Genomic DNA, 26,152 nt, shown 5'->3' on the forward strand with positions numbered 1-26,152 from the left:
GATGAGAGTATTCAGCGCTCGCGCGCGGGGAAACCAGCTAGTGAGTCTACCGTCTAGCCGAGTTTGCGGTTGATCGCATCGAGAGCGAGCAGGTAGGAGTCGAATCCGAATCCGGCGATCACCCCGGTCGCTACCCCCGAGATGACGCTGGTGTGCCGGAATTCCTCACGGGCATGGGGGTTGGAGAGGTGCACCTCCACGAGAATCAGCCCGGCTGTGGTCACCAAAGCTGCGGCATCCCGAAGCGCGTAGGAATAGTGCGTGAATGCCGCCGGATTGAGGATGACCGGGCTCGCCGTGTCGACGGCCTCGTAGAGCCAGCCGATCAGCTCGGCCTCGTCGTTGGTCTGCCGCAGGTCGATCGCGTGCCCGGGGGGAGCCTCTCGATCGAGCGCGGTCCGCAGGTCTTCGAGGGTTCCGCTGCCGTAGACATCCGGTTCGCGGCTTCCGAGCCGGCCGAGGTTCGGGCCGTTGAGAACGAGGATGCTGACCATGGCGTCGAGCCTAGCGGTCACGGTCCGGTGGTCGCGGCTGGCTCGGGGTATTGCGAGCCCGAGGCCCGAGCGCGCCCACAGCTCAGAATCTCCGACCGATGCGGAGTGTCGGCAACCGGTGGCGGCGTGTCCTTCCCGGCCTCCACCGGCAGAACGAGCCCCGCCCGCCAGAATGGGGTCATGGGATTTGAACAAGACGGATTCTCGACTTCCTTCGGAGTCATCTTCGGCATCGTCGCTACGGTAGTGATCGTCGGCTTCGTCGTTACCATCGCCCTGACCATCCGCAACGCGGCTCGCGTGCGCAACTCGGGGCACGATCCGCTGAGCCTGCAGGCGGACCTCGCCGTGAAGCTGCTCGACAGTGAGGCGCTCACGCCGGCGAAATCACTCGAGAGCCGCCTGCTCGAACTGGATGCGCTCCTCAGCAAAGGCGCGATCACCGCAGAAGAGCATGCCGCGGCTCGCGCGCGGCTGCTCGGCGGCTGAGCATCCGCCGGCGTTCCGGGTGATCGCGCCCACTCCGGGCGGGCGTGCCGGCCCACAGTGTGCGTACTCGCTCGTCAGGCGCGTGACCACGCAGCCGGGGCGCGCCGGGCCACGAGCCGGTTTGGATACTGACCGGTTCGGGTAAGAGCCGCTCTGGCTACGAGCCGATCTCCTGGTAGGCGGCGAAGAGCAGGCTCTCGTCCGGCCCCGTGAGCACCGTCGGTTTGGCGACATCATCGAGCACGATGAACCGCAACAGTGAGCCGCGGGCCTTCTTGTCGCGCTTCATCACCGCGAGCAGCGTCTGCCAGCGTCCCGCCGGATACGAGATCGGCAGCTGCAGCGACGTGAGGATGCTGCGGTGCCGGTCGACCACGGCATCCGGCAGTCGTCCGGTGAGCCGCGCGAGCTCGGCGGCGTAGACCATGCCGATGGCGACCGCCGCACCGTGGCGCCACTGGAACCGCTCCGCATACTCGACCGCGTGCCCGAGGGTATGGCCGTAGTTGAGGATCTCGCGCAGCCCGTTCTCCTTGAAGTCCTGCCCCACGACTCGCGCCTTGAGCCCGATCGACAGCTCGACCATGCGACGGAACTCATCGGAGGCGGAGTTCGTGGCGACAGCCACGTTCCGTTCGATGATGTCGAGGATCTCCGGCTCACCGATGAAGCCGCATTTCACCACCTCGCCGAACCCGGCTAGGATCTCCATCTGGCTGAGCCCCTCGAGGGTGTCAAGGTCGACGACGACTCCGGCCGGAGCGTGGAACGCGCCAACGAGGTTCTTGCCCTCGTTGGTGTTGATGCCGGTCTTGCCTCCGATCGAGGCATCCACCATCCCCAGCAGCGTCGTCGGCACATTGATCAGGCGGATGCCGCGCAGCCAGGTCGCGGCGACGAAACCCGCGAGGTCGGTGACCGCTCCCCCGCCGAACCCGATCACGACGTCGGTACGGGTGAAGTCGGACTGGCCCATCACCTGCCAGCAGAAGGCGGCGACCTCCACGCGCTTACCGGTCTCGGCATCCGGGATCTCGGCGAGGAGCACCTCGAAGTCCGCGCTCAGCGTCTCGCGCAGGCGCTCGGCCCGAGCACCGAGGGTGGCCGGATGCACGATCAGCACCTTCCGCGCGTCTGCACCGATCAGGGCGGGGAGGGTGGAGAGGATGTCACGGCCGACGGTGACCTCATAGGAGTCGTTCCCCGGGACGGTGATGATGGTGGAGCTCATGGTGCCTTCTCTTCTGCGTCGTCGGTGGGGGTCTCCTCGGAGATCCAGGCGGCGATCTCGGCCGCGATGTGGTCGATCGGGCGATCCGAGGTGTCCCAGGTGCGGGTGGCGAGTCGCTCGTAGATTTCACGCCGGGACGCGACGAGCTCAGACCAGGTGTCGATCCCGCTGATCAGGGGGCGACCGGTGCCGAGGATGCGCGCCGCGACCGCATCCGGACTCACCGTGATGAGCGCCACCCGGTGGGCGAGCAGATCGCGCTGGGTCGCCGGGTCGATGATCGCGCCGCCACCGAGCGCGACCACTGCGCGTTCGCCGAGGGCCTTCATCACCTCGGCGCGCTCGAGGGCACGGTAGTGCTTTTCGCCCTGCTCGCTGAAGATCTGTGCGATCGGGCCGTGACCGGCCACGATGCGCCGGTCGGTGTCGATGAACGGCGCCCCGAGGATGCGCGCGATCCGCTTTCCGAGCCGGGTCTTTCCCGCGGCTGGCGGTCCGATCAGCACGAGATAGGGCCGCCCCGGTTCGGGAGTCCGGTTGATCACGAGCCGAGGAGGAGGTTCGACTCCGGAGTCGTCGAGAGGTTGGCCGGGATCGCCGCCAGATAACCGTCCCTGTTGCGTTTGGTCTCGATGACGGAGTCGCCGCCGAACTTCTCGAGCACAGCGTTGGCGAGCACCAGCGCGACCATCGCCTCGGCGACGACGCCGGCGGCCGGGACCGCGCAGACATCCGAACGCTGATGGTGGGCCTCCCCCGCTGCCGAGGTGGCGATGTCGACGGTTCGCAGAGCATGCGGCACCGTCGAGATCGGCTTCATGGCCGCGCGGACCCGCAACACCGTTCCTGTGCTCATGCCCCCCTCGGTGCCGCCGGCCCGGTCGGTGGAGCGACTGATGCCGTCCGCCGTCTGGAATAGCTCGTCATGCGCCTCTGAGCCGCGTCGCGCAGCCGTGAGGAAGCCGTCGCCCAGTTCGACGCCCTTGATCGCCTGGATTCCCATGAGAGCGGCCGCCAGCTGCGAATCGAGGCGACGATCCCAGTGCGTGTAGGAACCGAGGCCCGGGGGCAGGCCGTATGCCAGCACCTCCACGACGCCGCCGAGAGTGTCGCCGTCTTCGTGCGCGGCATCGACCTCAGCCACCATCCGCGCGGAGGTCTCCGCGTCGAAGCAGCGCAGCGGATCCGCGTCCAGAGCCGCTACATCCGCGAATCCGGGAAGCGCTGCGCCCTCCGGAACGCGTATCGAGCCGATGGAGAGGGTGTGGGAGACGAGTCGGATCCCCAGCTCGCCGAGGAACGACCGGGCAACCGCACCGAGGGCGACCCGTGCCGCGGTCTCGCGTGCACTCGCCCGTTCGAGCACGTTCCGCGATTCGTCGAAACCGTATTTCTGCATGCCGACCAGGTCGGCGTGTCCGGGCCTCGGGCGCGTGAGCGGCGCCCCACGTCCCTTGGGAAGGGAATCGAGGTCCACCGGCTCCGCGCTCATCACGTCGACCCAGCGCGGCCATTCGGTGTTGCCGATCCGCAGGGCGACAGGGCTGCCCATCGAGAGTCCGAAGCGGATGCCACCACTGATGGTGAGCGCATCCTGTTCGAACTTCTGGCGGGCCCCCCGGCCATAGCCGAGCGTGCGCCGGTGCAGATCCTCCTGGATCGCCGCCATCGAGACCGGCACTCCCGCCGGAAGGCCCTCGAGGATCGCGATCAATTCGGGACCGTGCGATTCCCCTGCGGTCAACCATCGAAGCATAGGAGAATCCTCCCACAGGCGCGGCCTCGTCCCGGTCAGAGGCCGACTGCCTCGCGCATCGCCGCGAGCACCGCAGCCTCGTGGGGCAGGATGTGGTCGGGGCGCCCTCCGACGAAGATGCGCACCTGCAGCAGTGCCTGGTTGACGAGCATCTCGATGCCGGGGATCACCCGTCCGCCGGCCTCGAGCCAGCTCGCCGCGAGAGGCGAGGGCCACGGGTCGTACGCCACGTCGAAGAGCACGGAGGATGCCCGCACGGAGCTGTCGAAGCGATAGTCGTGATCCGCGCCGCCGGGCAGGGTGCTGATCACGGCATCCGGCCGGATGCCGTCGTCGACACCGTCCGCACGCGCGGCGTGGACATCGACGCCGAGCTCCTCACCGAGGTCGAACAGCGCGAGGAGCTTCGGTGCAGAGCGGGCGGAGACGACGACGCGTCTCGCGCCGAGCTGGGCCACTGCGGCGAGAGCGGATGCCGCGGTCGCTCCGGCGCCGAGCATCCGCACGCTGGTGAGGCGCTCGACACCGGCATCCCGGAAAGCCTCGACGATGCCGAAGACGTCGGTGTTGAATCCGTGGAGGGACGGCTGGCGCGCGCCCTCGCGAAACAGCACGGTGTTCGCTCCCCCGGTGAGTTCGGCGAAACTGTCGGCTTCGGCGAGCAGGGGCATCACGTCGCGCTTGAGCGGCATGGTCAGGGACAGCCCGCGCCAGTCGGGCCCGCAGCCCGCCATGAAGGCGGAGAGCCCGGCAGAGGTCACCTCGATGGCGTCATACTCCCAGTCGACCCCGAGCACCTCGTACGCGGCCCGATGCAGGGCCGGCGACCGGGAGTGCGAGATCGGAGAGCCCAGCACCGCGAGTCTCGTCAATCGCAGCCCCCCGGATTCGCCTTCAACCAGGCGCCGAGTTGCGCGTTCGCGGCCTGGTGCTGGGCGAAGGTGTCGGAGAAAGCAGTCTCCCCGGTGGAGCAGTTGACCACCACGAAGTACAACCAGCTTCCCTGGGTGGGGTGCAGGGTCGCGTCGATCGCCTGATCGCCGGGGTTGGAGATCGGGCCGACCGGCAATCCGGGATTGGCGTAGGTGTTGTAGGGATTGCTCTTGTCGGCGCGCTGCGCCGGGGTGGTCTCGATGCTGGATGACCCGGCCCCGTAGGCCACGGTCGCGTCCGATTGCAGGTTCATCCCCTTGGCGATGCGGTTGTCCCACACCTGGGCCACCTTCGGGAAGTCGGCCGCGGGTCCGCCCTCCTTCTGGGTGAGCGCCGCGAGGGTGAGCACGCGGTGTCGGTCGGCTGGGGCCACCCCTGCGGCATCCAGTCGCTTGAACATCTCCGTGACGAAGACCTGCAGGATCTGGTGCGCCGTTTGGCCGGGTTCGAGGATGTAGGTCGCCGGAAAGAGGTAGCCCTCGAGGCTCGGCGCCTCGGCAGGAAGCCCGAAGGACTTGTAGTCCGCGGCAGCGGCCTCCAGCTGCGCCTGGCTGACCCCGGTGCTCTCGCTGAGGTTCGCGAGTCGTGCGATGACGCCCTTCACCGTGACGCCCTCGGGAAAGGACACCCGGGTGGAGACCTTGTTCGCCGGGTCCACGAGCGCAGCCAGAGCAGCCTTTGCACTCATGTGGCTCTTCAGCTGATAGCTGCCCGGGATGAAGGTCACCGGGGGCTGCTGCACGAGCAGCAGTTTGTAGAACGCTGTGGATGTCTTCGTGACACCCTTCGATGCGAGAGTCTTCGCGACATCCCCGCCGATCTGTCCATTCTCGATCGTCACAACCACCTTGCCGGTGCCTCCACCGGTGTAGTCGATGGGCGGTTCGATCCCGAGCACCTTCTGGATTTGCGGCTGGAAGTTCACCCAGACGGCCGTCGACACGACCCCGAGCACCACCACGATCGAGAGCAGGACCCAGAGCCAGGCGAGGCTGCGACGGGGCTTCTTGCGCGGCGCCAGGCCGTACTCGTCGACTCGCTCCTGCCGTGAGGAGCGATCGCGGCGCGAAGCGGGTTCCCGCGTGGCACGGCCTCGCGGGGCTGCCTGTTCGCGGGCTTCCCGACGGCTCCGGGGAGCGGCGGGGGGAATCTGTGCCCCGGTCGGCGGGGGTTGCGACGAGAAGATCTCGTCCCAGCTTGGCTCATCGGCCACGATTAACGTCCTTCGTGCGGGACGACGACCGCACCCGGCAGACGTCCGCCGGTGCGCTCGGCGTCGAGGGCATGTTGCAAAATTATCACGGCGGCCACCTGGTCGATCACGGGCCGTGATTTGCGGGAGTTTCGCCCGGATGCCTGCAGCGCGCGCGTCGCCGACACCGTGGAGAGTCGCTCGTCGACCATGCGCACCGGGATGTCGCTGGCCTCTGCCACACGCCGGGCGAAGTCACGGGCATCCTGCGTCGAAGCCGAGTCGCCGCCCGAGAGCGCGAGGGGCAACCCGATCACGATCTCCACCACGGATCGTTCGCTCGCCTCGATCATGATGGCTGCGATGTCACCGTCGCCGCGCGGCACCGTTCGCACCGGGGTGGCGAGCATGCCGTGCGAGTCGCTCGATGCCACGCCGATGCGCACCTTCCCCACATCGATGCCGAGGCGCACGCCCGTTCGCACCGCTACCTCGGGAGTCCGGCCGCGATGGCGTCGAGTGCGGTCGCGATCTCGGCGAGATTCGAACCGCCGCCCTGGGCCAGATCGTCCTTGCCGCCGCCGCCGCCGCCGAGAATGCCCGCGGCGGTCTTCGCCAGCGCGCCGGCCTTCGCCCCGAGGCCGCGTGCGGCCTCGTTCGTCCCGACGATCACCGCGGGCTTGCCCGCGACATCTGCCGCGAGGGCAACGACCGCAGCGTCGTTTCCGAGCCTACTGCGCACGGTGGTGACCAGCAGACGGAGGTCATCGGACGACGCGAGGGCGCCGACGTTCGTGATCACGGCGGTAACGGCACCGACCCGGCTCGCCGTGGCGAGCAGGGCGGGCACACGCTCGGTGAGCGCCGCCTGCTCGAACTCTGCGATGCGCTTCTCCGCGCTCTTCAGGCTCGCGAGCAACTCAGAGATCCGTGTCGACACTTGGTCGCGCGGTGTCTTGAGGGTGGATGTCAGTTCGTTGACAATCGCGCGCTCGGTTGCGAGATCACGGAATGCCTCGCGACCGACCAGGGACTCGATGCGGCGATTGCTCGACCCGACGGATGCTTCGCTGATCACGTTGATGAGGCCGATCTCCGCGCTGCGAGCCACGTGGGTTCCGGCGCACAACTCGAGTGACCACGGACCACCGATCTCGACGACCCGCACCTCCTCGCCGTACTTCTCGCCGAACAGGGCCATCGCTCCGAGCGCACGCGCTTCGTCGAGGGGCAGGATCCGGGTGGTCACATCGAGGTTCTGCCGCACAGCGTTGTTGGCGATGTCTTCGATCTCGGTGCGAGTCTCGAGCGAGAGCGGTTTGCTCCAGTTGAAGTCGAGACGCATGTATCCGGCGCGGTTGTCGGAACCGGCCTGGTGGGCATCCGGGCCCAGCACCTCCCGCAGTGCGGCGTGGATGAGATGGGTCGCGGAGTGCGCCTGGGTCGCGCCGCGTCGGTAGTCGCGATCGACGACGCTCGTCGCCGCCTCTCCCACTCCGACCTCGCCGCTGCGCACCTGCACGCGGTGACTGACCAGTCCCTTGACCGGACGCTGCACATCGAGCACTTCCAGATCGAAACCGGTGCCGACGATGCTTCCGGCATCCGCTTCCTGGCCACCGGATTCCGGGTAGAGCGAGGTCTCCGCGAGGATCACCTCGGCGATGTCCCCGGCCACGGCTTTCGGCACCGACACTCCGTCGACGATGAGGCCGAGGACGGTGCTGTCCGTGTCGAGGTGGTCGTAGCCGGTGAAGACGGTCTCGCCCTGCGCCCGGAACGCGCTGTACACGGAGAGGTCGGCGAGCAGCGTCTTCTTGGCTTTGGCGTCCGCCTTCGCCATGGTGCGCTGCTCGAGCATCAACGCGTCGAAGGCGTCGCGGTCGACGCTGAGGCCCGCCTCCTCCGCCATCTCGAGGGTGAGGTCGATGGGAAAGCCGAAGGTGTCGTGCAACAGGAACGCGGTGTCACCGGCGAGCTGCTTCGATCCGGCCCCCTGCGTCTTCGTCACCGCGAGGTCGAGGATGCTCGTGCCGCTCGCCAGCGTGCGCAGGAAGGTCTCTTCCTCCGCCGTCGCGAGGTTGCGGATGCGGTCGTAGTCGGTCTCGACCTCCGGGTAGGCCGCCTTCATCGCATCCTTCGAGGCGGAGAAGAGCTCGGTGAAGGTCGGAGCATCCACGCCGAGAAGCCGCATCGACCGCACGGTACGGCGCAGAAGCCGGCGAAGGATGTACCCGCGCCCCTCGTTCGACGGGGTGATGCCGTCGGACATGAGCATGAGTGCGGACCGCACATGGTCGGCGACGATACGCATGCGAACGTCGTCGTCGTGCACCGCACCGTAGCGACGCCCGGACAGGGTCGCGGCGAGATCGAGGACGGGACGCACCTGGTCGATCTCGTACATGTTCTCGACGCCCTGCTTGAGGAAGGCGACGCGTTCGAGGCCCATGCCGGTGTCAATGTTCTTCTTCGGCAGGTCGCCGAGGATCTCGAAGTTCTTGCCGGAGCCTGGTCCGCGCAGGTACTGCATGAAGACCAGGTTCCAGATCTCGACGTAGCGGTCGTCATCCGTCGCCGGCCCTCCGTCGATGCCGTAGGCGGGGCCGCGGTCGAAGAAGATCTCGGAGCACGGCCCGGCCGGTCCGGGCTGGCCGGTCGACCAGTAGTTGGTGTCCATGTCGAGCCGCTGGATGCGCTCCTCCGGGAGGCCGGCGATCTTCTTCCAGAGGTCGAAGGCCTCGTCGTCGTCTTTATAGACCGTGACCCAGAGATCTTTCTCCTGGAAACCGTAGCCACCATCCGCTTCGGAGCTGGTCAGGAGGTCCCAGGCGTACGTGATCGCCTGCTCCTTGAAGTAGTCGCCGAAGGAGAAGTTGCCGTTCATCTGGAAGAAGGTGCCGTGCCGTGGCGTCTTGCCCACTTCCTCGATGTCGAGGGTGCGGATGCACTTCTGCACACTCGTGGCGCGCGGATACGGAGCGGGCACCAGTCCGGTGAGGTACGGCACGAACGGCACCATCCCGGCCACCGTGAACAGCAGCGTCGGATCGTCACTGACGAGGGAGGCGGAGGGGACAACGGTGTGGCCACGCTCGGCGAAGAAGTCGAGCCAACGGCCCCGGATGTCAGCGGTTTGCATGGTGTCCTGAAGTCAGGGCGTGCCCGTCCGGGCCGCCGAGGGTGGTGAGAGGGATCGTGTTCAGCGAGCGGTGAAATCGGAGAGCGCGTCGCCGGCTTCGCCGACGGCCGCGCGCAGCTCTGCTTCGCGTTCCTTGTAGCCATCGACGACGGCGTTCGAGAATTCGTGAGCGCGGCTGTCGACGTCTTGGAATAACCGCTTTCCCTCGGGGGTCCTGTTGATCTGGTGGGCGGCGACGAATCCCAGCCCGACGCCGACGATGAGCCAGAGGATGTTCTTCATGGGTGCTCCCTAGATGAATTGCGGATGCTTCGGGCGCTGCGAGTGGATCAGACCGAGTTTACTTCGAGCGCGATTTCGGCTTCAGCGCACCGAGCGCGACCTTCACGGCTGCCGAGAATCCTGCGAGCTTGATGAGGGGGCCGCCGACCGTCGCCGCCGTCAGCGCGATGAGTGAGGTGATGTTGCCGGTGGCTTCCGCGACACCCTTGGTGATGGTGTCGACCCTGGCAAGTTGCTTGTTGGTCTCGGAGATCGTCGTCGTGGCCTCTTCGAGAATCGGCGTCACGTTGGTTCCGAGATCACGGATGGCCGTACCAGCCTCGTCGAAGACTCGCCCGAGCTTCACCAGGGGAATTGCCATGATGCCGACGAGTACCGCGAAGACTCCCGCGGCGATCAGTCCGGCGATATCGCCACCGCTCATAGGGTGCACCAATCAGTTGTTTAACGAAGGAGGAGCGGACCATCCGAAGATGATCCGCTCCCACAATACCGGTGGTCGAGTCGGGCGCTCAGCGCCCGTATCGAGACTAGCGAGCCGCGTAGTACTCCACGACGAGCTGCACTTCACAGGTCACGGGAACCTCGGCGCGCTTCGGGCGACGCACGAGGCGGGCCTGCAGCTTGTCGATCTCGACCTCGAGGTACGGCGGCGTCTTCGGAAGCACGTCGACGTGACCGCCGGCGGCGGCGACCTGGAACGGCTCCATGCCCTCGCTCTTGGCGTGCACGTGGATGAGCTGTCCCGGCTTGACGCGGAACGACGGACGGTCGACACGCTGGCCGTCGACCAGGATGTGACGGTGAACGATCATCTGGCGCGCCTGGGCCGTGGTGCGCGCGATGGCGGCACGCACGATGAGGGCGTCGAGACGCATCTCGAGCTGCTCGACCAGGTTCTCACCGGTCAGGCCTGCGGCGCGACGAGCTTCTTCGAACTGGATCTTGAGCTGAGCCTCGCGGATGCCGTACTGGGCACGCAGACGCTGCTTCTCGCGAAGACGAACGGCGTAGTCGCTGTCGGTCTTGCGCTTGGTGCGGCCGTGCTCCCCCGGAGGGTACGGACGCTTCTCGAGGTATTTGGCGGCCTTCGGCGTGAGCGGGATGCCCAACGCACGCGACAGGCGCGTCTTGCTACGGGTACGTGACTGGGTAGACACGGATTCCTTTCGATTCTCTTCGCCCCATCGATGCGGAACTGCGCCGATGAGGCCCGTGCGTGAGCGCGGACAGATTGGGAAGAGGGGTCGGCCCGAGAAATCTCCCCAGGGCCACAGAGCATCCTAACAGAACACCCGCCGGCCGAGTAGCGCAGAGTAATCGGTGGTCCCGTCACTCCCCGCGGATGATCCGCCGCAGCTTCTCCAGCCGCGCCTTCACGTCGCGCTCATTGCCATGGTCGGTAGGGGTGTAATAGCGGGTGTTACGCAATTCGTCCGGCAGGTACTGCTGCTGTACGACCCCCAATTCGGAGTCGTGGGAGTATTTGTAGCCCTTGCCGTGCCCGAGCTTCTTTGCTCCGGCATAGTGCGCATCCCGCAGGTGTTTAGGCACGCGACCGATCTTGCCGGCGCGCACGTCGGCGATCGCCGCATCCAGAGCCATGTAGGACGCATTGGACTTGGGCGCGGTCGCGAGATAGACGACGGCTTCGGCGAGGGGGATCCGCCCCTCGGGCATACCGACGTACTGCACAGCGTCGGCGGCCGCCACCGCGATGAGGAGGGCCTGCGGGTCGGCGATCCCGATGTCTTCCGCGGCGCTGATCATCACCCGGCGCGAGATGAAACGCGGATCTTCCCCGGCTTCGATCATTCGGGCGAGATAGTGCAGGGCGGCATCCACGTCGGAGCCCCGGATCGATTTGATGAACGCGCTGATCACGTCGTAGTGCTCGTCGCCATTGCGGTCGTACCGCAGCAGCGCCCGGTCGACGGCCATCGCCACGATGTCAGCCGTCACGACCGGCTTCTCGTCGTCCTCTGTGGTCGACGAAGCCGACAGCGCCGCGGCCTCGAGCGCCGTGAGGGCGCGACGCGCGTCACCGGACGCGAGGCGGATGATGAGCGCTCGTGCGTCGTCCTCGAGCACGACCTTGTCGGCGAGCCCCCGCGGATCCACCACGGCGCGGTCGACGAGGGTGGAGAGGTCTTCGTCGCTCAATACCTCGAGGGTCAGCAGAAGGGAACGCGACAGGAGCGGTGAGATCACCGAGAAGGAGGGGTTCTCGGTCGTGGCCGCCACCAGGATGACCCATCCGTTTTCCACGCCCGGAAGCAGGGCATCCTGTTGAGCCTTGGTGAAACGGTGGATCTCATCGAGGAAGAGGACCGTGGAGACGCCGTACAGGTCGCGTGACGACATGGCCTGTTCCATGACCTCGCGCACATCCTTCACGCCCGCGTTGACGGCAGAGAGCTCCACGAACTTGCGGCCGGACGAGTGGGCGATGGCCTGGGCGAGGGTCGTCTTCCCCGTGCCGGGCGGCCCCCAGAGGATCACCGAGGTCGCGCCCTGCTCCCCCGTCTTGTCCGACGCGAGGCTGACGAGAGGCGAGCCCGGCGTGAGCAGATGGCGCTGGCCCGCCACTTCGTCGAGGCTGCGCGGACGCATCCGCACGGCGAGAGGGGTCGCGCCGGCGCGCAGTCCGATCCGGGCATCCACCATGAAGGCAATGGTAGTTCGCGCCGCCGACCCCGATCGTTCGGGGCCGGGTACGCGTCGGCTACAGTGCAGGAGGACATTCCCTGCCGTGGACGCGGCACCGAGCTCGAAGGACCAGCCGTGTCAGCAAGCAAGAACGCCGAGCGGGACGCGCGCGAGGCTCGCGAACGTCTCCGCCGCTACAACGCCCGGCAGTCCGTGCACAACCTCCAGGTCTCCCGGCGCCGGCGTGACAACATCATCGCCATCGTCGGCGTCGTCGTGATTGCAGCCCTCGCCACCCTCACCCAGGTCTTCTACTTCACCGCCGGCCCTGGGATGCCCACGCCGAGCGCCTCCCCGTCACCGTCGAGCAGCCCGGCAGCGGGAAAGAACGTGGGCGATGTTCCGGCCAAGACGATCGCGGAGAACCGCACCTGGACGGGCGAACTCACCCTCAATGACGCGAAGCTGGGGATCTCGCTCGACGGCGCGAACGCCCCCCAGGCCACCTCTGTCTTCATCGACCTTGCGAAGAAGAACTTCTATACGACGACCGGCGCAACCTGCCACCGCCTCACCAATGGCGATTCGTTCAAACTCATCCAGTGCGGTTCGGTCGATGGCAAGGGCGCCGGCGATGTGGGCTTCAGCTTCGGGCCACTAGAGAATGTGCCCACGGACGGCGTCTATCCCGCGGGAACCATTGCAATGGCCCGAGGGGACTCCGCCTACTCGCAGAGCAGCCAGTTCTTCATCACCTATGCCGACACGAATCTGCCCTCCACCACCGGGGGCTACACCATCTTCGGCAAGGTCACGAGCGGACTCCCCGAGTTCGTGAGCGGCATCGCCGATGCCGGCGTCACCCCCTCTGCGAGCGGCACTATAGATGGTGCTCCCGTCGTTCCGACGAAGATCACGCAACTGACCGTGCAATAGGCTGGTGGTCGGCCATTCCACAGCATGGCCGACAAGCAAAGGTGAGACTTTTGGCGACAGACGAACAGGCTCCATGGGGCCGCGTTGACGAGACGGGCACCGTCTTCGTGCGCGAGGGCGAAGGCGAACGCGCCGTCGGGCAGTACCCCGACGGCACGGCAGAAGAGGCTCTCGGCTACTTCCAGCGCAAATACGTCGAATTGGCGGGCCAGGTGACGTTGCTCGAACAGCGCATCAAGCGCGGCACGGCGGCGTCGGATGTCGCCAAGACCATCTCTGCGCTCAAGACCACTGTCGCGTCGGCGAATGCCGTCGGCGACCTGCCCTCTCTCACGAAGCGGCTCGATGCGCTCGACGGAGCCGTCAGCGAACTCACTGAGAAGCAGACCGCCGAGACCAAGGCGGCCACCGAGGCGGCTCTGGCCGAGCGGGAGGCGCTCGTCGTCGAAGCCGAGAAGCTCGCGGCGCAGGATCCGGCCAAGGCCCAGTGGAAGCAGGTCAGCGCCACGCTCGACGACATCTTCGCGCGCTGGCAGAAGCACCAGGCAGACGGTCCCCGCCTGCCCAAGAACGAGAGCAACGAGCTCTGGAAGCGATTCCGCGCCGCCCGCACCATCATCGAGACGCACCGCAAGGCCTTCTTCGCCGAACTCGATTCCGTGCACAAGGACGCCCGCAACAAGAAGCAGGAGCTCGCCGAGAAGGCGGAGGCCCTCATCCCCAAGGGCCTCGATGGCATCCCGGTCTACCGTTCGCTTCTGGACGACTGGAAGGCAGCGGGCCGCGCCGGAAAGAAGTTCGACGACGCCCTGTGGCTGCGCTTCAAAGCCGCCGGAGATGCGCTGTACTCGGCGAAGTCCGAGATCGATGCCAAGGACAACGAGGAATTCAGCGCCAATCTCGAGCTGAAGCTCGCCCTCCTCACCGAGGCCGAGCCGCTCGCGACCGAGACCGACCGGGTCAAGGCGAAAGACGCGCTCCTGTCCATCCAGCGTCGCTGGGATGCCATCGGCAAGGTGCCGCGCGACAAGGTGAAGCCGATCGAGGATCGCTTGCGCAAGGTCGAGACCGCGGTGCGCAAGCTCGATGAAGACCACTGGCAGAAGAGCAATCCCGAACGCATCGCGCGCGCCGAAGGGCTCGCCGGGCAGCTGCAGGATGCCATCGCCAAGCTGGAGGCCGAACTCGCCGAGGCGAAAGCGGGCGGCGACGCCAAGAAGGTCGCGGACGCCGAGGAGGCCCTGGAGGCGCGTAAGGCCTGGCTGAAGGCGATCGGCTAGCGCTCCTCCCCCGGGGTCACCGCCGGGTGGCGACTGTCCACAGATCGGGTTGCGCGCCCGATGAGCTCCGATGGCCTCCGCAACGATGGCTGGCATGCGCCTGCCGTCAGTGCTCTTCCACTCGGATCTCCCTCAAGCAGAGCTCCACGCGGCCAGGCTGGATGGTGAGCTCTATCGCGTCGACCAGTGCTTCAGCCCCATCGACGAGATCGAGTCACGCCTGCTGCGCGCCAAAGCGCTGTTCCTGACCCTGCCGCCACGACTCATCGCGGAGCAGCGCAGCGCCGCCTGGATCTACGGGGCGGCCGGATTGCCGACCCGGCACCAACTCTGCGCGGACATCAGCGCCCGGGTTCGGCCGGCGACTCTGGTTGCGCTGAGTGTTCGGGAGGTGGTGATCGACGACGAGGATCTCGATCGCATCGCGGGACTGGCGGTGACCACGCCGGTGCGCACTGTCGTCGACCTCGCCCGCAACAGCCTCCGTTTCGATGACGAGGAACTGGATATCATCTGCTCGCTGATGCGGAGCGGTCGCTTCGGCCTCGAGGAATGCCGAGCCGTTCTCGACCGACGCCGAAATCTGCCCCACAAGACCCTCGCCGTCGAGAGGATCCGCGAGGCCGTGCGACGGATCGACTCGGTCCGCCAACCCCTGCATCCAGCGGTACTGAGCGGGCTCAGCCCCCGTTGACCCGGTAGACGTCGTAAACCGCGTCGATGCGCCGGACGGCATTGAGCACGGCATCCAGATGCGTCGTGTCACCCATCTCGAAGACGAAGCGGCTGAGGGCGAGACGATCACTGGAGGTCGATACTGATGCCGACAGGATGTTGACATGACTCTCGGAGAGCACCCGGGTCACGTCCGAGAGGAGTCCGGCACGGTCGAGCGCCTCGACCTGGATCTGCACGAGGAAGATGCTCGACGACGTCGGCGCCCACTCCACGTCCACCATGCGCTCTGGCTCGTTGAGGAGAGAGGCGACATTGTGGCAGTCGGTCTTGTGCACCGAGACACCGGATCCCCGGGTGACGAACCCGACGATGTCGTCGCCCGGCACCGGCGTGCAGCACTTCGCGAGCTTAACGAGGATGTCGGGGGCTCCGCGCACGAGCACGCCCGAGTCGCTGTTGCGCAACTGCTTGCTGCGTCCCTTGGTGGGGAACGGGATCTCGGCGTCTTCGGTCTCCGCCTCGGTATGCAGCGTGCCGAGCACCTTCTCGATCACCGACTGGGTGGAGACGTGTCCCTCCCCCACGGCCGCGTAAAGGGCGGAGATGTCTTCATAACGCATCTGGGCCGCGACCTCATTGAACGAGTCCTGGTTCATCAGCTTCTGGAGCGGCAGATTCTGCTTGCGCATGGCGCGCGCGATGGCATCCTTGCCCTGCTCGATCGCCTCGTCGCGCCGTTCCTTGGTGAACCACTGCTTGATCTTGTTCCGCGCGCGGGGACTCTTGACGAAGTTCAGCCAGCCCTGGCTGGGTCCGGCATCCGGGCTCTTCGAGGTGAAGATCTCGACGACGTCACCGGAGTTGAGCGTGCTCTCGAGGGGCACCAGCCGACCGTTGACCTTCGAGCCCATCGTGCGGTGACCGACCTCGGTGTGCACCGCATAGGCGAAGTCGACCGGGGTGGCACCCGCCGGGAGGCCGATCACCTTCCCCTGCGGGGTGAAGACGTAGACCTCCTTCGCGCCGATCTCGAAGCGCAAGGAGTCGAGGAACTCGTTGGGGTCGGCGGTCTCTGCCTGCCAGTCCGTGATGTGGGCCAGCCACGCCATGTCGCCGTCGTCGCTCGTCTCGCTCGTCGAGCCCTTGCCGTTGACGCGTTCCTTGTACTTCCAGTGCGCCGCGACACCGAACTCAGCACGCTGGTGCATCTCGTCGGTGCGGATCTGGATCTCCACCGCACGACCCTTAGGACCGATCACTGTGGTGTGAAGCGATTGGTACAGGTTGAACTTGGGGGTCGCGATGTAGTCCTTGAAGCGACCGGGAATGGGGTTCCACCGCGCGTGGATAGACCCCAGCACCGCGTAGCAGTCGCGAACGGATCCCACGAGCACCCGGATGCCGACCAGGTCATAGATCTCGTCGAACTCGCGGCCACGCACGATCATCTTCTGGTAGATCGAGTAGTACTGCTTGGGCCGACCGACGACCTTTCCCTTGATCTTCGAGGCCTTGAGGTCGTCTTTGACCGAGTCGATCACCTGTTGCACGAACTCTTCACGCTGGGGAGTGCGCTGTTTGACCAGGTTCTCGATCTCGATATACAGCTTCGGATAGAGCACCGCGAAGGAGAGGTCCTCCAGCTCCCACTTGATGGTCTGGATGCCCAGCCGGTGCGCGAGGGGGGCATAGATCTCGAGGGTTTCCTGGGCCTTGCGGGTGGCGGACTCGGCCGGCACGAAACCCCAGGTGCGGGCATTGTGCAGCCGGTCGGCGAGCTTGATCACGAGAACGCGGATGTCCTTGGACATCGCCACGACCATCTTGCGCACGGTCTCGGCCTGGGCGCTGTCGCCGTATTTGAGCTTGTCGAGCTTGGTGACCCCATCCACCAGCATCGCGATCTCGTCGCCGAAATCGCGCCGCAGCAGGTCGAGGGAATAGTCGGTGTCTTCCACGGTGTCGTGCAACAGGGCGGCCGCAAGAGTCTTGGGCCCGATGCCGAGGTCGGCCAGAATCTGCGCGACCGCGACCGGATGCGTGATGTACGGCTCGCCGCTGCGTCGCTTCTGACCGCGGTGGGCGCGCTCGGCGGTGACGTAGGCGCGCTCGATGATGCTGACGTCGGCCTTCGGATGATGCATCCGCGCTGTCTTGATCAGGCGGTCGACGGCCCCGGTGGGCTGGGCCTTGGAGAAGATGCGCGGCAGGAGTGTGCGCAACGAGCCGGTCGCCGGACCGTTCGAGCCCGGGGTGGGAGGCGCAGAGGGATCGGATGTCGTCGTATCAACCATCAGCGTTCCTCCTGCTGCAAAACTATCACCGCGCGGATGGTGCCCTTCGCAGGTTCGCTCACGGCACGATGCTCCGGCTGTGCGGCGGGGTCATTCGACGCGAGCGGCATCCGTTCCCTCTGAGACCAGGGGTCCAGCGGCGGCGGACCACGCGAGCATCCCGCCGGAGACGTTCACCGCATCCACGCCGGACTGGGCCAGCGCGGTTGCCGCGCGCTGCGACCGCCCACCGGAGAGGCAGACGACGAGCACCTGCTGGTCGGTGGGCACCTCGGCTAGGCGCGCTCCGAGTTCCGACAGGGGCACCAGGTGGGCGGATGGCGCGTGGCCACGGTCCCACTCCTCCTGCTCGCGCACGTCGAGCAGCCAGGTGCCGCCTTCGCTCAACGTGATCGCTTCGTTCGCGGTGACTGAAGGTACGGCCATGGTCTTCCCTTTCGCGGGGTTCGGCTACTTGACGGCGGCGATGCTGGCTTCACGCACCGTGAGGGTGCGCTTGTCGCGCTTCTTGATGGCATCCTCACCGCTGCGCAACTGGGCGTACAGCGGCGCGGCGATGAAGATCGTCGAGTAGGTGCCGACGATGATTCCGATGAAGAGGGCGAGAGAGATGTCCTTGAGGGTGCCGGCACCGAGCACGAACGCGCCGATGAAGAGGATCGAGCCGACCGGGAGGATCGCGACAACCGAGGTGTTGATCGACCGCACGAGAGTCTGGTTGACCGCGAGGTTGACGGACTCCGCGAAGGTGCGGCGCGACTCCGCGCCATCCTCGCCCGTGTTCTCCCGGATCTTGTCGAAGACCACGACAGTGTCGTAGAGCGAATAGCCGAGGATGGTGAGGAATCCGATCACCGCGGCGGGGGTGACCTCGATATGGAACACGCCGTAGACGCCGGCGACGATCACCAGGTCGTGCAGGAGCGCGGTGATGGCCGCGACGGACATCTTCCACGTGCGGAAATAGAGTGCCATGACGATCGCCGCGAGAATCACGAAGACGATCAAGCCGGTGAGGGCCTGCTTCGTGATGTCCTGACCCCAGGTGGCCCCGATGAAGGAGGTCGTCACCTCGGAATCCTTGATCTTGTAGGCCTTCGCGAGGGCCTGCTGGATAGCGACGCTCTGCGAGCTGGTGAGCTGGTCGGTCTGCACCCGCACCGAGTTATCGGTGCCGACGAGAGTCACCCGCGGGTTGGAGCCCGGCTCGACCGCGAGCACGGTGTCCTGGGCGAGGGTCTGTGCCCTCGTCGAGTCGAGGCCCGCGGAGCTGGCGATCTGGAACTGGGATCCGCCGAGGAACTCGATGCCGAAGAGGAATCCGCCCCGGATGATCGGCACGACGATCACGATCAGGATCAGGAGCGCGGAGATACCGTACCAGATCTTGCGCTTGCCGATGATGTCGTACGAGCGCTTGCCCGTGTAGAGGTCGTTTCCGAACTGCGAGAAGCTGGCCATCAGGAATCCTTCCCGTCGGTTTTCGTAGAGGAAGTGCTTGACGCGGCCTTCTTCGCAGTCGAAGCGGGCTTCTTGGCGCCGTGCTTCGTCGCCTCGAGCTCCGCGGCTTTGCGTTCGGCGATGGTCTGGCGCTTCTGCGCCTCTTTGCTGACCGAGGCCCGCTTGGTGGCGGTCACCGCGGTCGGCTCGCGGAAGGTCGCGCGTCCGCGGTAGACCGCGCCGAGCGCGCGCGGGTCGAGCCCGCTGAACCGGTGGCCCTCGCTGAAGTACTTGCGCCGGGAGATCAACTGCAGGATCGGGTGGGTGAAGAGGGCGACAACCACCAGGTCGACGAGAGTCGTGAGACCCAGCGTCAATGCGAAGCCCTTTACGTTACCGACCGCGAGGATGAACAGGATCGCTGCGGCGAGAAAGTTGACGGTGTCCGACGCGATGATCGTGCGGATGGCGCGCTTCCAGCCCGCCTCCACCGCCGACTCGAGCGCACGGCCGTCTCGCAACTCGTCGCGTATTCGCTCGAAGTAGACGATGAAGGAGTCTGCGGTGATACCGATCGCCACGATGAGACCCGCGACACCGGCGAGCGACAGTCGATACCCCTGCCGCCAGGACAGAAGGTCGACGATGAGGAAGGTGATGGTCGCGGCGACGACGAGAGACGCGACGGTCACCAGGCCGAGGGTGCGGTACTGCAGCAACGAGTAGAGCACGACGAGCACGAGACCGATGAGGCCGGCCAGCAGTCCGCTTCGCAGCTGACTGGTACCGAGGGTGGCCGAGATGCTGTCGTTGCTCTGCACCTTGAAGCCGATGGGCAGTGCGCCGAACTTGAGCTGGTCGGCCAGGGTCTTGGACGACTCCTGAGTGAAGGATCCGGTGATCTGCGGCTTGCCGTTACTGATCACCGCGTTGGTCGTCGGCGCCGAGATCACGCGACCGTCGAGCACGATGGCGAACTGGTTGCGCACTCCGGTGAGCGCGTTCAATCGTGTCGTCACCTTTGCGAACTCGTCGGTGCCCTTGCCGTTGAAGATGATGTTGACGGCCCACTGGCCGGTGCTGATTCCCTGGCTGTTCGAGTTGAGACCGTTGGTCGCATCGGAGATCGTCTCTCCGGCGACCTCGACCGGACCGAGGATGTACTTCGACTGTTGGCGACCGGCCTGCGCGACATCGCAGGTGATGAGCGGCTTGTCGGCGGGGGCGACGTTGGTCTTGGCCGCCTCGACTTTGTCGCAGGTGAAGTCGTCGAACTGCTTCTGCAGAGCCGGCGTCACATACGACAGGTCGCTACCGTTCGTCGGGCTCGCGGTCGGCGTCGACTGCAGCGGCGGTTCCGAGGCACTAGGGCTCGGGGAGGGCGTCGGGGTGCCGACAGCACTCGTCGCCGCGGCATCCGAGACCAGCACGGCGCGAAATTCGAGTTTTGCCGAGGATTCGATCCGGTTGATGGTGGCCTGGTCAGGGGTGCCCGGAAGGGACACCACGACGTTGGACGAACCCTGCGTGTTGATCTCCGCCTCTGACACCCCGCTCGCGTCGATACGCTGACGGATGATCGACACGGCCTGATCGAGCTGCTCGGTCGTGGGGTTCGCAGCCCCGTTAGCCACCTGGGGCGTAAGAATGATCTGCGTGCCGCCCTCGAGGTCGAGGGCCAGTTTCGGAAGCCAGGAGCCTCCCGCGAAGATGGCGGCGTAGCCGTTGAGGCCCGCGAGCCCCGCAACGATGATCAGCAGCCAGGTCAGCGACCGCAGGGCCTTCTTGACCGGGGTCGTTCTTGCCACGGGAGACTCAGCTTTCTACGCGCGCGACCCGGATCAACGACCGGGCACACAGGAGGCTCGCGCACAGGTCATGCGCGAGCACACATCAGGTTAGTGGTTAGTCGTCGCTCTTCTTGGGTGCTGCCTTGCGTGCGGGCTCCGTTGCCTCCGGCTCGACGCGCTCACCGAACTCGGGGTCTCCCATGACGATGGCGCTGTCTTCGTTCAGTTGGACCGAGTCTGCGGCGGCGTCGCTCTCGGACGCCTCGGGGGTCTCGTCTTCTACGGCTTTGAGGATCGTCTGGCGATGGATCTTCAGCACCGTGCCGGGGGTCGTCTCGATGAGCGCCATGTTGGTGTCTTCGTCGATAGACAGGATGGTGCCGTAGAGGCCGTAATTCGTCATGATCTCGACGCCGGGCGCGATCGCGGCCTGGCGGGCGGCGGTCTCCTTCGCACGCTTACGAGAGGTGCGGAACTGGAAGAAGACGAACACCGCGAGCGCGACAGCGATGAGAATGAGTGTGGGATCCATGGGAAAAGAGCCTTTCAGGGGCGTGTTGAGAACACGGGGAGTCTAACCCTGCGCACTGTGACCAGCTTCCGATTATAGGTCATCGCCGAACAGCGCCGACTCGACGCGGGGGATGCCGAAGTGCGCCCACGCCTGCTTCGTCGCCACCCTGCCGCGGGGCGTGCGCGTGATCAGTCCGATGCGCACGAGGAACGGTTCGACCACCGATTCGATCGTCTCCGCCTCCTCCCCCACCGAGACGGCGAGGGTGTTGAGGCCCACCGGGCCACCGTCGAACCGGTTGAGGATGATCTCCATCACCGCCCGGTCGAGACGATCGAGTCCGAGGGCGTCCACGTCGTAGAGCTCGAGGGCAGCATGCACCGCGTCGAGGCCGGTCGTTCCGTGCACCAGCGAATAGTCCCGCACCCGCCGCAACAGCCGGTTCGCGATCCTCGGGGTGCCCCGACAGCGCCCGGCGATCTCGGCGAGGGCTTCCCGGTCCATCCGCAGGTCGAGTAGCCGTGCCGCTCGGGTGAGCACCTGCTCCAGCTCCGGCTCCGAGTAGAACTCGAGGTGCGCCGTGAATCCGAACCGGTCTCGCAGAGGGTTGGGCAGCATGCCCGAACGCGTCGTCGCGCCGACCAGAGTGAAGGGCGCGAGGTCGAGCGGGATGGAGGTCGCTCCCGCCCCCTTTCCCACCATGATGTCGATGCGGAAGTCTTCCATCGCGAGGTAGAGCATCTCCTCCGCGGAGCGCGCCATGCGGTGGATCTCGTCGATGAAGAGGATCTCCCCCGGCACGAGCGAGGAGAGCACGGCGGCCAGGTCTCCGGCGTGTTGGATGGCCGGTCCGCTCGACATGCGCAGGGGGCGGCCGCTCTCTTCGGCGACGATCATGGCCAGAGTCGTCTTGCCGAGGCCGGGTGGACCGGCGAGAAGGATGTGGTCCGGGGTGCGATTCTGTAGGGTCGCCGCCTGCAGCAGCAACTGCAGCTGTGCCCGCACCTTGGCCTGGCCGACGAACTCGGCGAGGGTGCGGGGGCGCAGCGCTCCCTCGAAGGCGAGCTCGGCATCCGACTCGAGGGTCGGCCTCACAATCGCGACGGAGGGGTCGTCCGTCATCGGGTTCCCACCTTCTGCGGGCCGAGCTGAGTGAGCGCGAGTCGCAGCAGCGTCGCGACCGACGAGGATTCGGCGGCGGATGCCCCGGCCAGGGCGTCATCGACCGCCTGAGCGGCGATCTTCTCCGACCAGCCGAGGCCGACGAGAGCGACGAGCACGCTGTCGCCGACGGATGCCGCGGACGGGGCCGTCTTCGCGGCAGGCGACGAGGCGATCTGCATCTTGCCGGCCAGGGAGAGCACGATGAGCTTCGCCGTCTTCGGGCCGATCCCGGAGACCTTGCGGAACGCGGAATCATCCTCCGTCGCGACGGCGGAGGCCACCTGGCCCGGGCTGAGCACGGCGAGCACCCCCATTGCAGACTTCGGTCCCACGCCCGTGACACCACGAAGGAGGTCGAAGACCGCGAGTTCGTCCGAGTCCACGAAACCGAACAGGGAGAGATCGTCCTCGCGCACGATGAGAGCGGTGCGCACCAGCGCCTCGGTGCCGACCCGCAGGCTGAGGGCGTGCTGGGGAGTCACGGTGACTGCGAGACCGACCCCTCCGACCTCGATGACCGCCGTGGTTCCGGTGACGCCGAGCACTGTGCCGCGCACCGAGGAGATCATGATCTCAGCCTACGTTTGGGGGCCGACTTCGAAGCGGAGCGCTCCGCGGCGAGCCATGTCTCCTGGGCCTTGGTGAGTGATCCGCCGGGAGCGGCAACAGTCGCGCCACGCTTCCAGGCATGGCAGATCGCGATCGCGAGCGCGTCAGCGGCATCGGCGGGCTTCGGCAGCTCATCCAATCCCAGAACCTTCGCCACCATGGTCGCGACCTGCTTCTTGTCGGCCGAACCGTAGCCCGTGATGGCGGACTTCACCTCCGACGGCGTGTGGAGGCCCACCGCGAGTCCGCGCTTGGCCGCGAGATGCAGCGCCACCCCGCTGATCTGGGCGACACCCATCACCGTGCTGAGGTTCTGTTGGGCGAAGACCCGTTCGATCGCCACGGCCTGCGGCCGGTGCAGGTCGAGCAGGCGTTCGATCTCGTCGCCGACGAGCAACAGGCGCTGTTCGAGTGGCAACTCCGTGCCGCTCCGGATCACGACGACGTCGACGAGGGTCGCCCGACGGGTCGGGGTGACATCGACTATGCCGACACCGCACCGGGTGAGCCCCGGGTCGATGCCGAGCACTCGGACGGTGGCGCCCTGGGGTGCGACCACCGGGGAGTTACTCCTCTTCGTCGAGCTCGGCCTGCACGTCGGCCGGCACATCGAAGTTGCCGTAGACGTTCTGCACGTCGTCGTTGTCGTCCAGGGCGTCGATGAGGCGGTAGATCTTGCGCGCCGTCTCCGCGTCCACCTCGATCGTCACCCCGGGCACGAACTCGACGTCGGCGGAGTCGTATTCGATTCCGGCATCCTGCAGCGCGGTGCGCGCGGCGACCATGTCGTGCGGTTCGGTGATGATCTCGAACCCGGCCCCACGGTCGTTGACCTCCTCGGCACCGGCGTCGAGCACGGCGGCCAGGATGTCGTCTTCGCTCACGGCATCCGTCTTGGTGACGGAGACGACGCCCTTGCGACTGAAGTTGTAGGCGACGCTGCCCGGGTCACCCATGGTGCCGCCGTTGCGGGTCATCACGGTGCGCACGTCCGCGGCTGCGCGGTTCTTGTTGTCGGTGAGGCACTCGATCAGCAAGGCGACGCCGCCCGCCGCATAGCCCTCGTACATGATGGTCTGGTAGTCGACGGCCTCGCCGAGCTGGCCAGATCCGCGCTTGACCGCCGAGTCGATGTTCGAGTTCGGTACGGAGGTCTTCTTCGCCTTCTGGATGGCGTCGACGAGCGTCGGGTTTCCGGCGAGGTCAGCACCTCCGAGCTTGGCAGCGACTTCGATGTTCTTGATGAGTTTGGCGAACGACTTGGCACGGCGAGAGTCTTTGATCGCCTTCTGGTGCTTGGTGGTTGCCCATTTGGAGTGGCCTGACATGCTGAACATTCTATCCAGCGCCGGGATGCGGGCCTTGACACTCTTGATCCGGATGCGCGACGCGCTTAGCCTCGCTGCATGTGCCGAAACATCCACACTCTCCACAATTTCGAGCCTGCCGCCAATGACGAAGAAGTTCAGGCTGCGGCGCTGCAATACGTGCGCAAGATCAGCGGCTCGACCAAGCCGGCGAAGGTCAACCAGGAAGCCTTCGACCGTGCGGTGCACGAGATCGCCCACATCACGCAGCACCTGCTCGAAGACCTGGTCGCCACCGCGCCGCCGAAGGATCGCGATGTCGAGGCCGCGAAGGCCCGCGAACGCAACGCGAAAAGGTTCGCGACCGCCTGAGCCCGGGCCGATCCGCTGGCAGCGAGGCCGCCGCCTGCCCCGTGACCGGCGGTACTGCAAGCATCACACCGGGCCGTCGAGGACACCGGGAACCGGCCCTAGCGCACTCCGCGCACCCGGTCGAGGAAGTACTCATGGAAGCGGGTGTCGCCCGTCATCTCGGGGTGGAAGGAGGTTCCGAGCAGGTTGCCCTGCTCGACAGCCACCACGCGACCGTCCTCGAGAGTCGCCAGTGCGACGACCGACTCCCCCACCTGCTCGACCACCGGCGCGCGAATGAAGACCGCGTGCACGGGCGGATCGCCGAGGACGGGGATCGACAGATCCGTCTCGAAGGAGTCGCGTTGCGATCCGAAGGCGTTCCGTCGCACGGAGATATCGAAACCGCCGAGACTCTGCTGACCGGTGATCGCGTCGAGCACCCGGTCCGCGAGCATGATCAGTCCTGCGCAGGTTCCGTAGACCGGCAGCCCCTCACGGATGGCGTCCTTGAGGGGATCCGCGAGTCCGAACATGCGCGACAGCTTGTCCATCACGCTCGACTCGCCGCCCGGGATCACGAGGCCGCCCACCTGGGCGAGCTCTTCCGGACGGCGGACCGCACGAGCATCCGCTCCGAGCGATTGGAGCACCGCGATGTGTTCGCGGAAATCGCCCTGGAGTGCGAGGACTCCGACTATCGGGGCCGCGCTACCAGCCACGTTCGGCGAGGCGGTGCGGTGCAGGAAGGTCGGACACGTTGATTCCCACCATCGCTTCACCGAGGCCTCGCGATGCGGCAGCCACGACCGAGGGGTCGTCGAAGAAGGTGGTCGCCTTCACGATGGCGGCGGCACGGGCTTCGGGGTTGCCCGACTTGAAGACGCCGGATCCCACGAAGACGCCATCGGCGCCCAGCTGCATCATCATCGCGGCATCCGCGGGGGTGGCGACGCCACCGGCGGTGAACAGGACGACCGGCAGCTTGCCGGTGCGGGCGATCTCCAGCACCAGCTCGTAGGGCGCCTGAAGCTCCTTGGCCGCGACGTAGAGCTCGTCGTGGGTCTTCGCCGCGAGGGCGCGGATCTCAGCGGTGATGGTGCGGATGTGCTTCGTCGCCTCGGAGACGTCACCGGTGCCGGCCTCGCCCTTCGAGCGGATCATCGCAGCGCCCTCGTTGATGCGACGAAGCGCCTCACCGAGGTTCGTTGCGCCACAGACGAAGGGAACGGTGAACGGCCACTTGTCGATGTGGTTCACGTAGTCCGCGGGCGACAGCACTTCGGACTCGTCGATGTAGTCAACATTGAGGGTCTGCAGGATCTGCGCCTCGACGAAGTGGCCGATGCGGGCCTTCGCCATGACGGGGATCGAGACCTCGGCGATGATCGAGTCGATGAGGTCGGGATCGCTCATGCGGGCGACTCCCCCCTGGGAGCGGATGTCCGCGGGAACGCGCTCGAGTGCCATGACCGCGACGGCCCCGGCGTCTTCTGCGATACGTGCCTGCTCGGCGGTGACGACATCCATGATGACGCCTCCCTTGAGCATCTCGGCGAGCCCGCGCTTCACGCGGCTCGAGCCAAGGTTTTCGGTGCTGCTGCTGCTGGTGGTGATGTCG

General features: G+C 66.4%; 28 protein-coding genes. 5 read left to right on the forward strand and 23 right to left on the reverse strand.

What is annotated here, in order from left to right; genetic code table 11:
- Positions 1 to 53 precede the first annotated feature (53 nt).
- Positions 54 to 494: a type II 3-dehydroquinate dehydratase gene (locus F1C58_RS08225; protein WP_185200669.1), complete on the reverse strand. Its 441-nt coding sequence runs from the start codon at positions 492 to 494 to the stop codon at positions 54 to 56.
- A gap of 180 nt (positions 495 to 674) precedes the next feature.
- On the opposite strand from F1C58_RS08225, the gene F1C58_RS08230 reads away from it, so the two are divergent.
- Entirely contained in the window at positions 675 to 983 is a 309-nt protein-coding gene (locus tag F1C58_RS08230; RefSeq protein ID WP_185200670.1) for a hypothetical protein, read from the forward strand.
- Positions 984 to 1,140: 157 nt separating this feature from the next.
- Here the strand turns inward: F1C58_RS08230 and aroB are convergent, their stop codons facing one another.
- The 11 genes from aroB to F1C58_RS08285 all read right to left on the reverse strand — a co-directional run bounded on the left by aroB (position 1,141) and on the right by F1C58_RS08285 (position 12,186).
- Positions 1,141 to 2,214 carry a 3-dehydroquinate synthase gene (gene aroB, locus F1C58_RS08235; protein WP_185200671.1) on the reverse strand — a complete coding sequence of 358 codons (1,074 nt, stop codon included), beginning with the start codon at positions 2,212 to 2,214 and terminating at the stop codon, positions 1,141 to 1,143.
- The gene (locus F1C58_RS08240; protein ID WP_255461026.1) at positions 2,211 to 2,759 is read right to left on the reverse strand and encodes a shikimate kinase; all 549 of its coding nucleotides are present in this window, start codon (positions 2,757 to 2,759) and stop codon (positions 2,211 to 2,213) included. The genes aroB and F1C58_RS08240 overlap by 4 nt, the downstream gene beginning before the upstream one ends.
- Complete coding sequence (gene aroC, locus F1C58_RS08245; protein ID WP_185200672.1) at positions 2,756 to 3,970, reverse strand: chorismate synthase; 1,215 nt, start codon at positions 3,968 to 3,970, stop codon at positions 2,756 to 2,758. The genes F1C58_RS08240 and aroC overlap by 4 nt, the downstream gene beginning before the upstream one ends.
- 35 nt (positions 3,971 to 4,005) lie before the next feature.
- Complete coding sequence (locus tag F1C58_RS08250) at positions 4,006 to 4,842, reverse strand: shikimate dehydrogenase (protein WP_255461027.1); 837 nt, start codon at positions 4,840 to 4,842, stop codon at positions 4,006 to 4,008.
- The gene (gene mltG, locus F1C58_RS08255) at positions 4,839 to 6,116 is read right to left on the reverse strand and encodes an endolytic transglycosylase MltG (protein WP_255461028.1); all 1,278 of its coding nucleotides are present in this window, start codon (positions 6,114 to 6,116) and stop codon (positions 4,839 to 4,841) included. The genes F1C58_RS08250 and mltG overlap by 4 nt, the downstream gene beginning before the upstream one ends.
- Positions 6,117 to 6,118: 2 nt before the next feature.
- Positions 6,119 to 6,580, reverse strand: coding sequence for a Holliday junction resolvase RuvX (gene ruvX, locus F1C58_RS08260; protein ID WP_185200674.1), 462 nt, complete (start codon positions 6,578 to 6,580; stop codon positions 6,119 to 6,121).
- Positions 6,581 to 6,582: 2 nt separating this feature from the next.
- Positions 6,583 to 9,237, reverse strand: coding sequence for an alanine--tRNA ligase (alaS, locus tag F1C58_RS08265; protein ID WP_185200675.1), 2,655 nt, complete (start codon positions 9,235 to 9,237; stop codon positions 6,583 to 6,585).
- Positions 9,238 to 9,297: 60 nt separating this feature from the next.
- Positions 9,298 to 9,519 carry a hypothetical protein gene (locus tag F1C58_RS08270; RefSeq protein WP_185200676.1) on the reverse strand — a complete coding sequence of 74 codons (222 nt, stop codon included), beginning with the start codon at positions 9,517 to 9,519 and terminating at the stop codon, positions 9,298 to 9,300.
- Between the two features lie 58 nt (positions 9,520 to 9,577).
- Positions 9,578 to 9,943 carry a DUF948 domain-containing protein gene (locus F1C58_RS08275; protein WP_185200677.1) on the reverse strand — a complete coding sequence of 122 codons (366 nt, stop codon included), beginning with the start codon at positions 9,941 to 9,943 and terminating at the stop codon, positions 9,578 to 9,580.
- A gap of 106 nt (positions 9,944 to 10,049) precedes the next feature.
- Complete coding sequence (gene rpsD / locus F1C58_RS08280) at positions 10,050 to 10,679, reverse strand: 30S ribosomal protein S4 (protein WP_185200678.1); 630 nt, start codon at positions 10,677 to 10,679, stop codon at positions 10,050 to 10,052.
- Between the two features lie 172 nt (positions 10,680 to 10,851).
- Positions 10,852 to 12,186, reverse strand: coding sequence for a replication-associated recombination protein A (locus F1C58_RS08285; protein WP_185200679.1), 1,335 nt, complete (start codon positions 12,184 to 12,186; stop codon positions 10,852 to 10,854).
- Positions 12,187 to 12,303: 117 nt separating this feature from the next.
- Here F1C58_RS08285 and F1C58_RS08290 point away from each other — a divergent pair, with 117 nt between their 5' ends.
- The 3 genes from F1C58_RS08290 to F1C58_RS08300 all read left to right on the forward strand — a co-directional run bounded on the left by F1C58_RS08290 (position 12,304) and on the right by F1C58_RS08300 (position 15,078).
- Positions 12,304 to 13,104, forward strand: a complete 801-nt coding sequence (locus F1C58_RS08290; protein ID WP_185200680.1) for a peptidylprolyl isomerase — start codon at positions 12,304 to 12,306, stop codon at positions 13,102 to 13,104.
- Between the two features lie 50 nt (positions 13,105 to 13,154).
- Positions 13,155 to 14,384: a DUF349 domain-containing protein gene (locus F1C58_RS08295; RefSeq protein ID WP_185200681.1), complete on the forward strand. Its 1,230-nt coding sequence runs from the start codon at positions 13,155 to 13,157 to the stop codon at positions 14,382 to 14,384.
- A 70-nt stretch (positions 14,385 to 14,454) separates the two neighbouring features.
- Positions 14,455 to 15,078: a hypothetical protein gene (locus F1C58_RS08300; RefSeq protein WP_185200682.1), complete on the forward strand. Its 624-nt coding sequence runs from the start codon at positions 14,455 to 14,457 to the stop codon at positions 15,076 to 15,078.
- Here F1C58_RS08300 and F1C58_RS08305 read toward each other — a convergent pair.
- The 9 genes from F1C58_RS08305 to F1C58_RS08345 form a co-directional block, all read right to left on the reverse strand.
- Positions 15,065 to 17,356, reverse strand: coding sequence for a bifunctional (p)ppGpp synthetase/guanosine-3',5'-bis(diphosphate) 3'-pyrophosphohydrolase (locus F1C58_RS08305; RefSeq protein ID WP_185200683.1), 2,292 nt, complete (start codon positions 17,354 to 17,356; stop codon positions 15,065 to 15,067). The two genes, F1C58_RS08300 and F1C58_RS08305, sit on opposite strands and share 14 nt — an antisense overlap.
- Positions 17,357 to 17,446: 90 nt before the next feature.
- On the reverse strand, positions 17,447 to 17,782 hold the full coding sequence (locus tag F1C58_RS08310; protein WP_185200684.1) for a rhodanese-like domain-containing protein: 336 nt from the start codon (positions 17,780 to 17,782) through the stop codon (positions 17,447 to 17,449).
- A gap of 24 nt (positions 17,783 to 17,806) precedes the next feature.
- Positions 17,807 to 18,817, reverse strand: coding sequence for a protein translocase subunit SecF (gene secF, locus F1C58_RS08315; RefSeq protein ID WP_185200685.1), 1,011 nt, complete (start codon positions 18,815 to 18,817; stop codon positions 17,807 to 17,809).
- The gene (gene secD, locus F1C58_RS08320) at positions 18,817 to 20,604 is read right to left on the reverse strand and encodes a protein translocase subunit SecD (protein ID WP_185200686.1); all 1,788 of its coding nucleotides are present in this window, start codon (positions 20,602 to 20,604) and stop codon (positions 18,817 to 18,819) included. Before secD ends, secF begins: the two co-directional genes overlap by 1 nt.
- Positions 20,605 to 20,701: 97 nt before the next feature.
- Complete coding sequence (yajC, locus tag F1C58_RS08325; protein WP_185200687.1) at positions 20,702 to 21,118, reverse strand: preprotein translocase subunit YajC; 417 nt, start codon at positions 21,116 to 21,118, stop codon at positions 20,702 to 20,704.
- 72 nt (positions 21,119 to 21,190) lie between these two features.
- A complete protein-coding gene (ruvB, locus tag F1C58_RS08330) occupies positions 21,191 to 22,222 on the reverse strand; it encodes a Holliday junction branch migration DNA helicase RuvB (RefSeq protein WP_185200688.1) in 1,032 nt (343 codons plus the stop codon).
- A complete protein-coding gene (ruvA, locus tag F1C58_RS08335; RefSeq protein ID WP_185200689.1) occupies positions 22,219 to 22,833 on the reverse strand; it encodes a Holliday junction branch migration protein RuvA in 615 nt (204 codons plus the stop codon). Before ruvA ends, ruvB begins: the two co-directional genes overlap by 4 nt.
- Complete coding sequence (gene ruvC / locus F1C58_RS08340) at positions 22,830 to 23,432, reverse strand: crossover junction endodeoxyribonuclease RuvC (RefSeq protein WP_255461030.1); 603 nt, start codon at positions 23,430 to 23,432, stop codon at positions 22,830 to 22,832. Before ruvC ends, ruvA begins: the two co-directional genes overlap by 4 nt.
- 7 nt (positions 23,433 to 23,439) lie before the next feature.
- The gene (locus tag F1C58_RS08345) at positions 23,440 to 24,201 is read right to left on the reverse strand and encodes a YebC/PmpR family DNA-binding transcriptional regulator (RefSeq protein WP_185200691.1); all 762 of its coding nucleotides are present in this window, start codon (positions 24,199 to 24,201) and stop codon (positions 23,440 to 23,442) included.
- Positions 24,202 to 24,279: 78 nt separating this feature from the next.
- Between F1C58_RS08345 and F1C58_RS08350 the strand changes: the two genes are divergently transcribed.
- Positions 24,280 to 24,552, forward strand: a complete 273-nt coding sequence (locus F1C58_RS08350; protein ID WP_185200692.1) for a DUF2277 domain-containing protein — start codon at positions 24,280 to 24,282, stop codon at positions 24,550 to 24,552.
- Positions 24,553 to 24,650: 98 nt separating this feature from the next.
- Here the strand turns inward: F1C58_RS08350 and pdxT are convergent, their stop codons facing one another.
- Together pdxT and pdxS are read right to left on the reverse strand one after the other, a co-directional pair.
- A complete protein-coding gene (pdxT, locus tag F1C58_RS08355; RefSeq protein ID WP_185200693.1) occupies positions 24,651 to 25,253 on the reverse strand; it encodes a pyridoxal 5'-phosphate synthase glutaminase subunit PdxT in 603 nt (200 codons plus the stop codon).
- Positions 25,243 to 26,082 (reverse strand): pyridoxal 5'-phosphate synthase lyase subunit PdxS, encoded by an 840-nt coding sequence (gene pdxS, locus F1C58_RS08360; protein WP_370543709.1) that lies wholly within the window; start codon positions 26,080 to 26,082, stop codon positions 25,243 to 25,245. Before pdxS ends, pdxT begins: the two co-directional genes overlap by 11 nt.
- Between the last annotated feature and the right edge of the window lie 70 nt (positions 26,083 to 26,152).

Origin of the sequence: Glaciihabitans sp. INWT7, from assembly GCF_014217685.1 — a bacterium.
Lineage (GTDB): Bacteria > Actinomycetota > Actinomycetes > Actinomycetales > Microbacteriaceae > Lacisediminihabitans.

Excerpts from the sequence above, each read along its gene's own strand:
- F1C58_RS08225 (WP_185200669.1), bottom strand. The coding sequence starts at position 494 with ATGGTCAGCATCCTCGTTCTCAACGGCCCGAACCTCGGCCGGCTCGGA.
- F1C58_RS08230 (WP_185200670.1), top strand. The coding sequence starts at position 675 with ATGGGATTTGAACAAGACGGATTCTCGACTTCCTTCGGAGTCATCTTC.
- aroB (WP_185200671.1), bottom strand. The coding sequence starts at position 2,214 with ATGAGCTCCACCATCATCACCGTCCCGGGGAACGACTCCTATGAGGTC.
- aroC (WP_185200672.1), bottom strand. The coding sequence starts at position 3,970 with ATGCTTCGATGGTTGACCGCAGGGGAATCGCACGGTCCCGAATTGATC.
- alaS (WP_185200675.1), bottom strand. The coding sequence starts at position 9,237 with ATGCAAACCGCTGACATCCGGGGCCGTTGGCTCGACTTCTTCGCCGAG.
- F1C58_RS08270 (WP_185200676.1), bottom strand. The coding sequence starts at position 9,519 with ATGAAGAACATCCTCTGGCTCATCGTCGGCGTCGGGCTGGGATTCGTC.
- F1C58_RS08275 (WP_185200677.1), bottom strand. The coding sequence starts at position 9,943 with ATGAGCGGTGGCGATATCGCCGGACTGATCGCCGCGGGAGTCTTCGCG.
- F1C58_RS08285 (WP_185200679.1), bottom strand. The coding sequence starts at position 12,186 with ATGGTGGATGCCCGGATCGGACTGCGCGCCGGCGCGACCCCTCTCGCC.
- F1C58_RS08300 (WP_185200682.1), top strand. The coding sequence starts at position 14,455 with ATGGCCTCCGCAACGATGGCTGGCATGCGCCTGCCGTCAGTGCTCTTC.
- F1C58_RS08305 (WP_185200683.1), bottom strand. The coding sequence starts at position 17,356 with ATGGTTGATACGACGACATCCGATCCCTCTGCGCCTCCCACCCCGGGC.
- F1C58_RS08310 (WP_185200684.1), bottom strand. The coding sequence starts at position 17,782 with ATGGCCGTACCTTCAGTCACCGCGAACGAAGCGATCACGTTGAGCGAA.
- secF (WP_185200685.1), bottom strand. The coding sequence starts at position 18,817 with ATGGCCAGCTTCTCGCAGTTCGGAAACGACCTCTACACGGGCAAGCGC.
- yajC (WP_185200687.1), bottom strand. The coding sequence starts at position 21,118 with ATGGATCCCACACTCATTCTCATCGCTGTCGCGCTCGCGGTGTTCGTC.
- ruvB (WP_185200688.1), bottom strand. The coding sequence starts at position 22,222 with ATGACGGACGACCCCTCCGTCGCGATTGTGAGGCCGACCCTCGAGTCG.
- ruvA (WP_185200689.1), bottom strand. The coding sequence starts at position 22,833 with ATGATCTCCTCGGTGCGCGGCACAGTGCTCGGCGTCACCGGAACCACG.
- F1C58_RS08345 (WP_185200691.1), bottom strand. The coding sequence starts at position 24,201 with ATGTCAGGCCACTCCAAATGGGCAACCACCAAGCACCAGAAGGCGATC.
- F1C58_RS08350 (WP_185200692.1), top strand. The coding sequence starts at position 24,280 with ATGTGCCGAAACATCCACACTCTCCACAATTTCGAGCCTGCCGCCAAT.
- pdxS (WP_370543709.1), bottom strand. The coding sequence starts at position 26,082 with ATGCTCAAGGGAGGCGTCATCATGGATGTCGTCACCGCCGAGCAGGCA.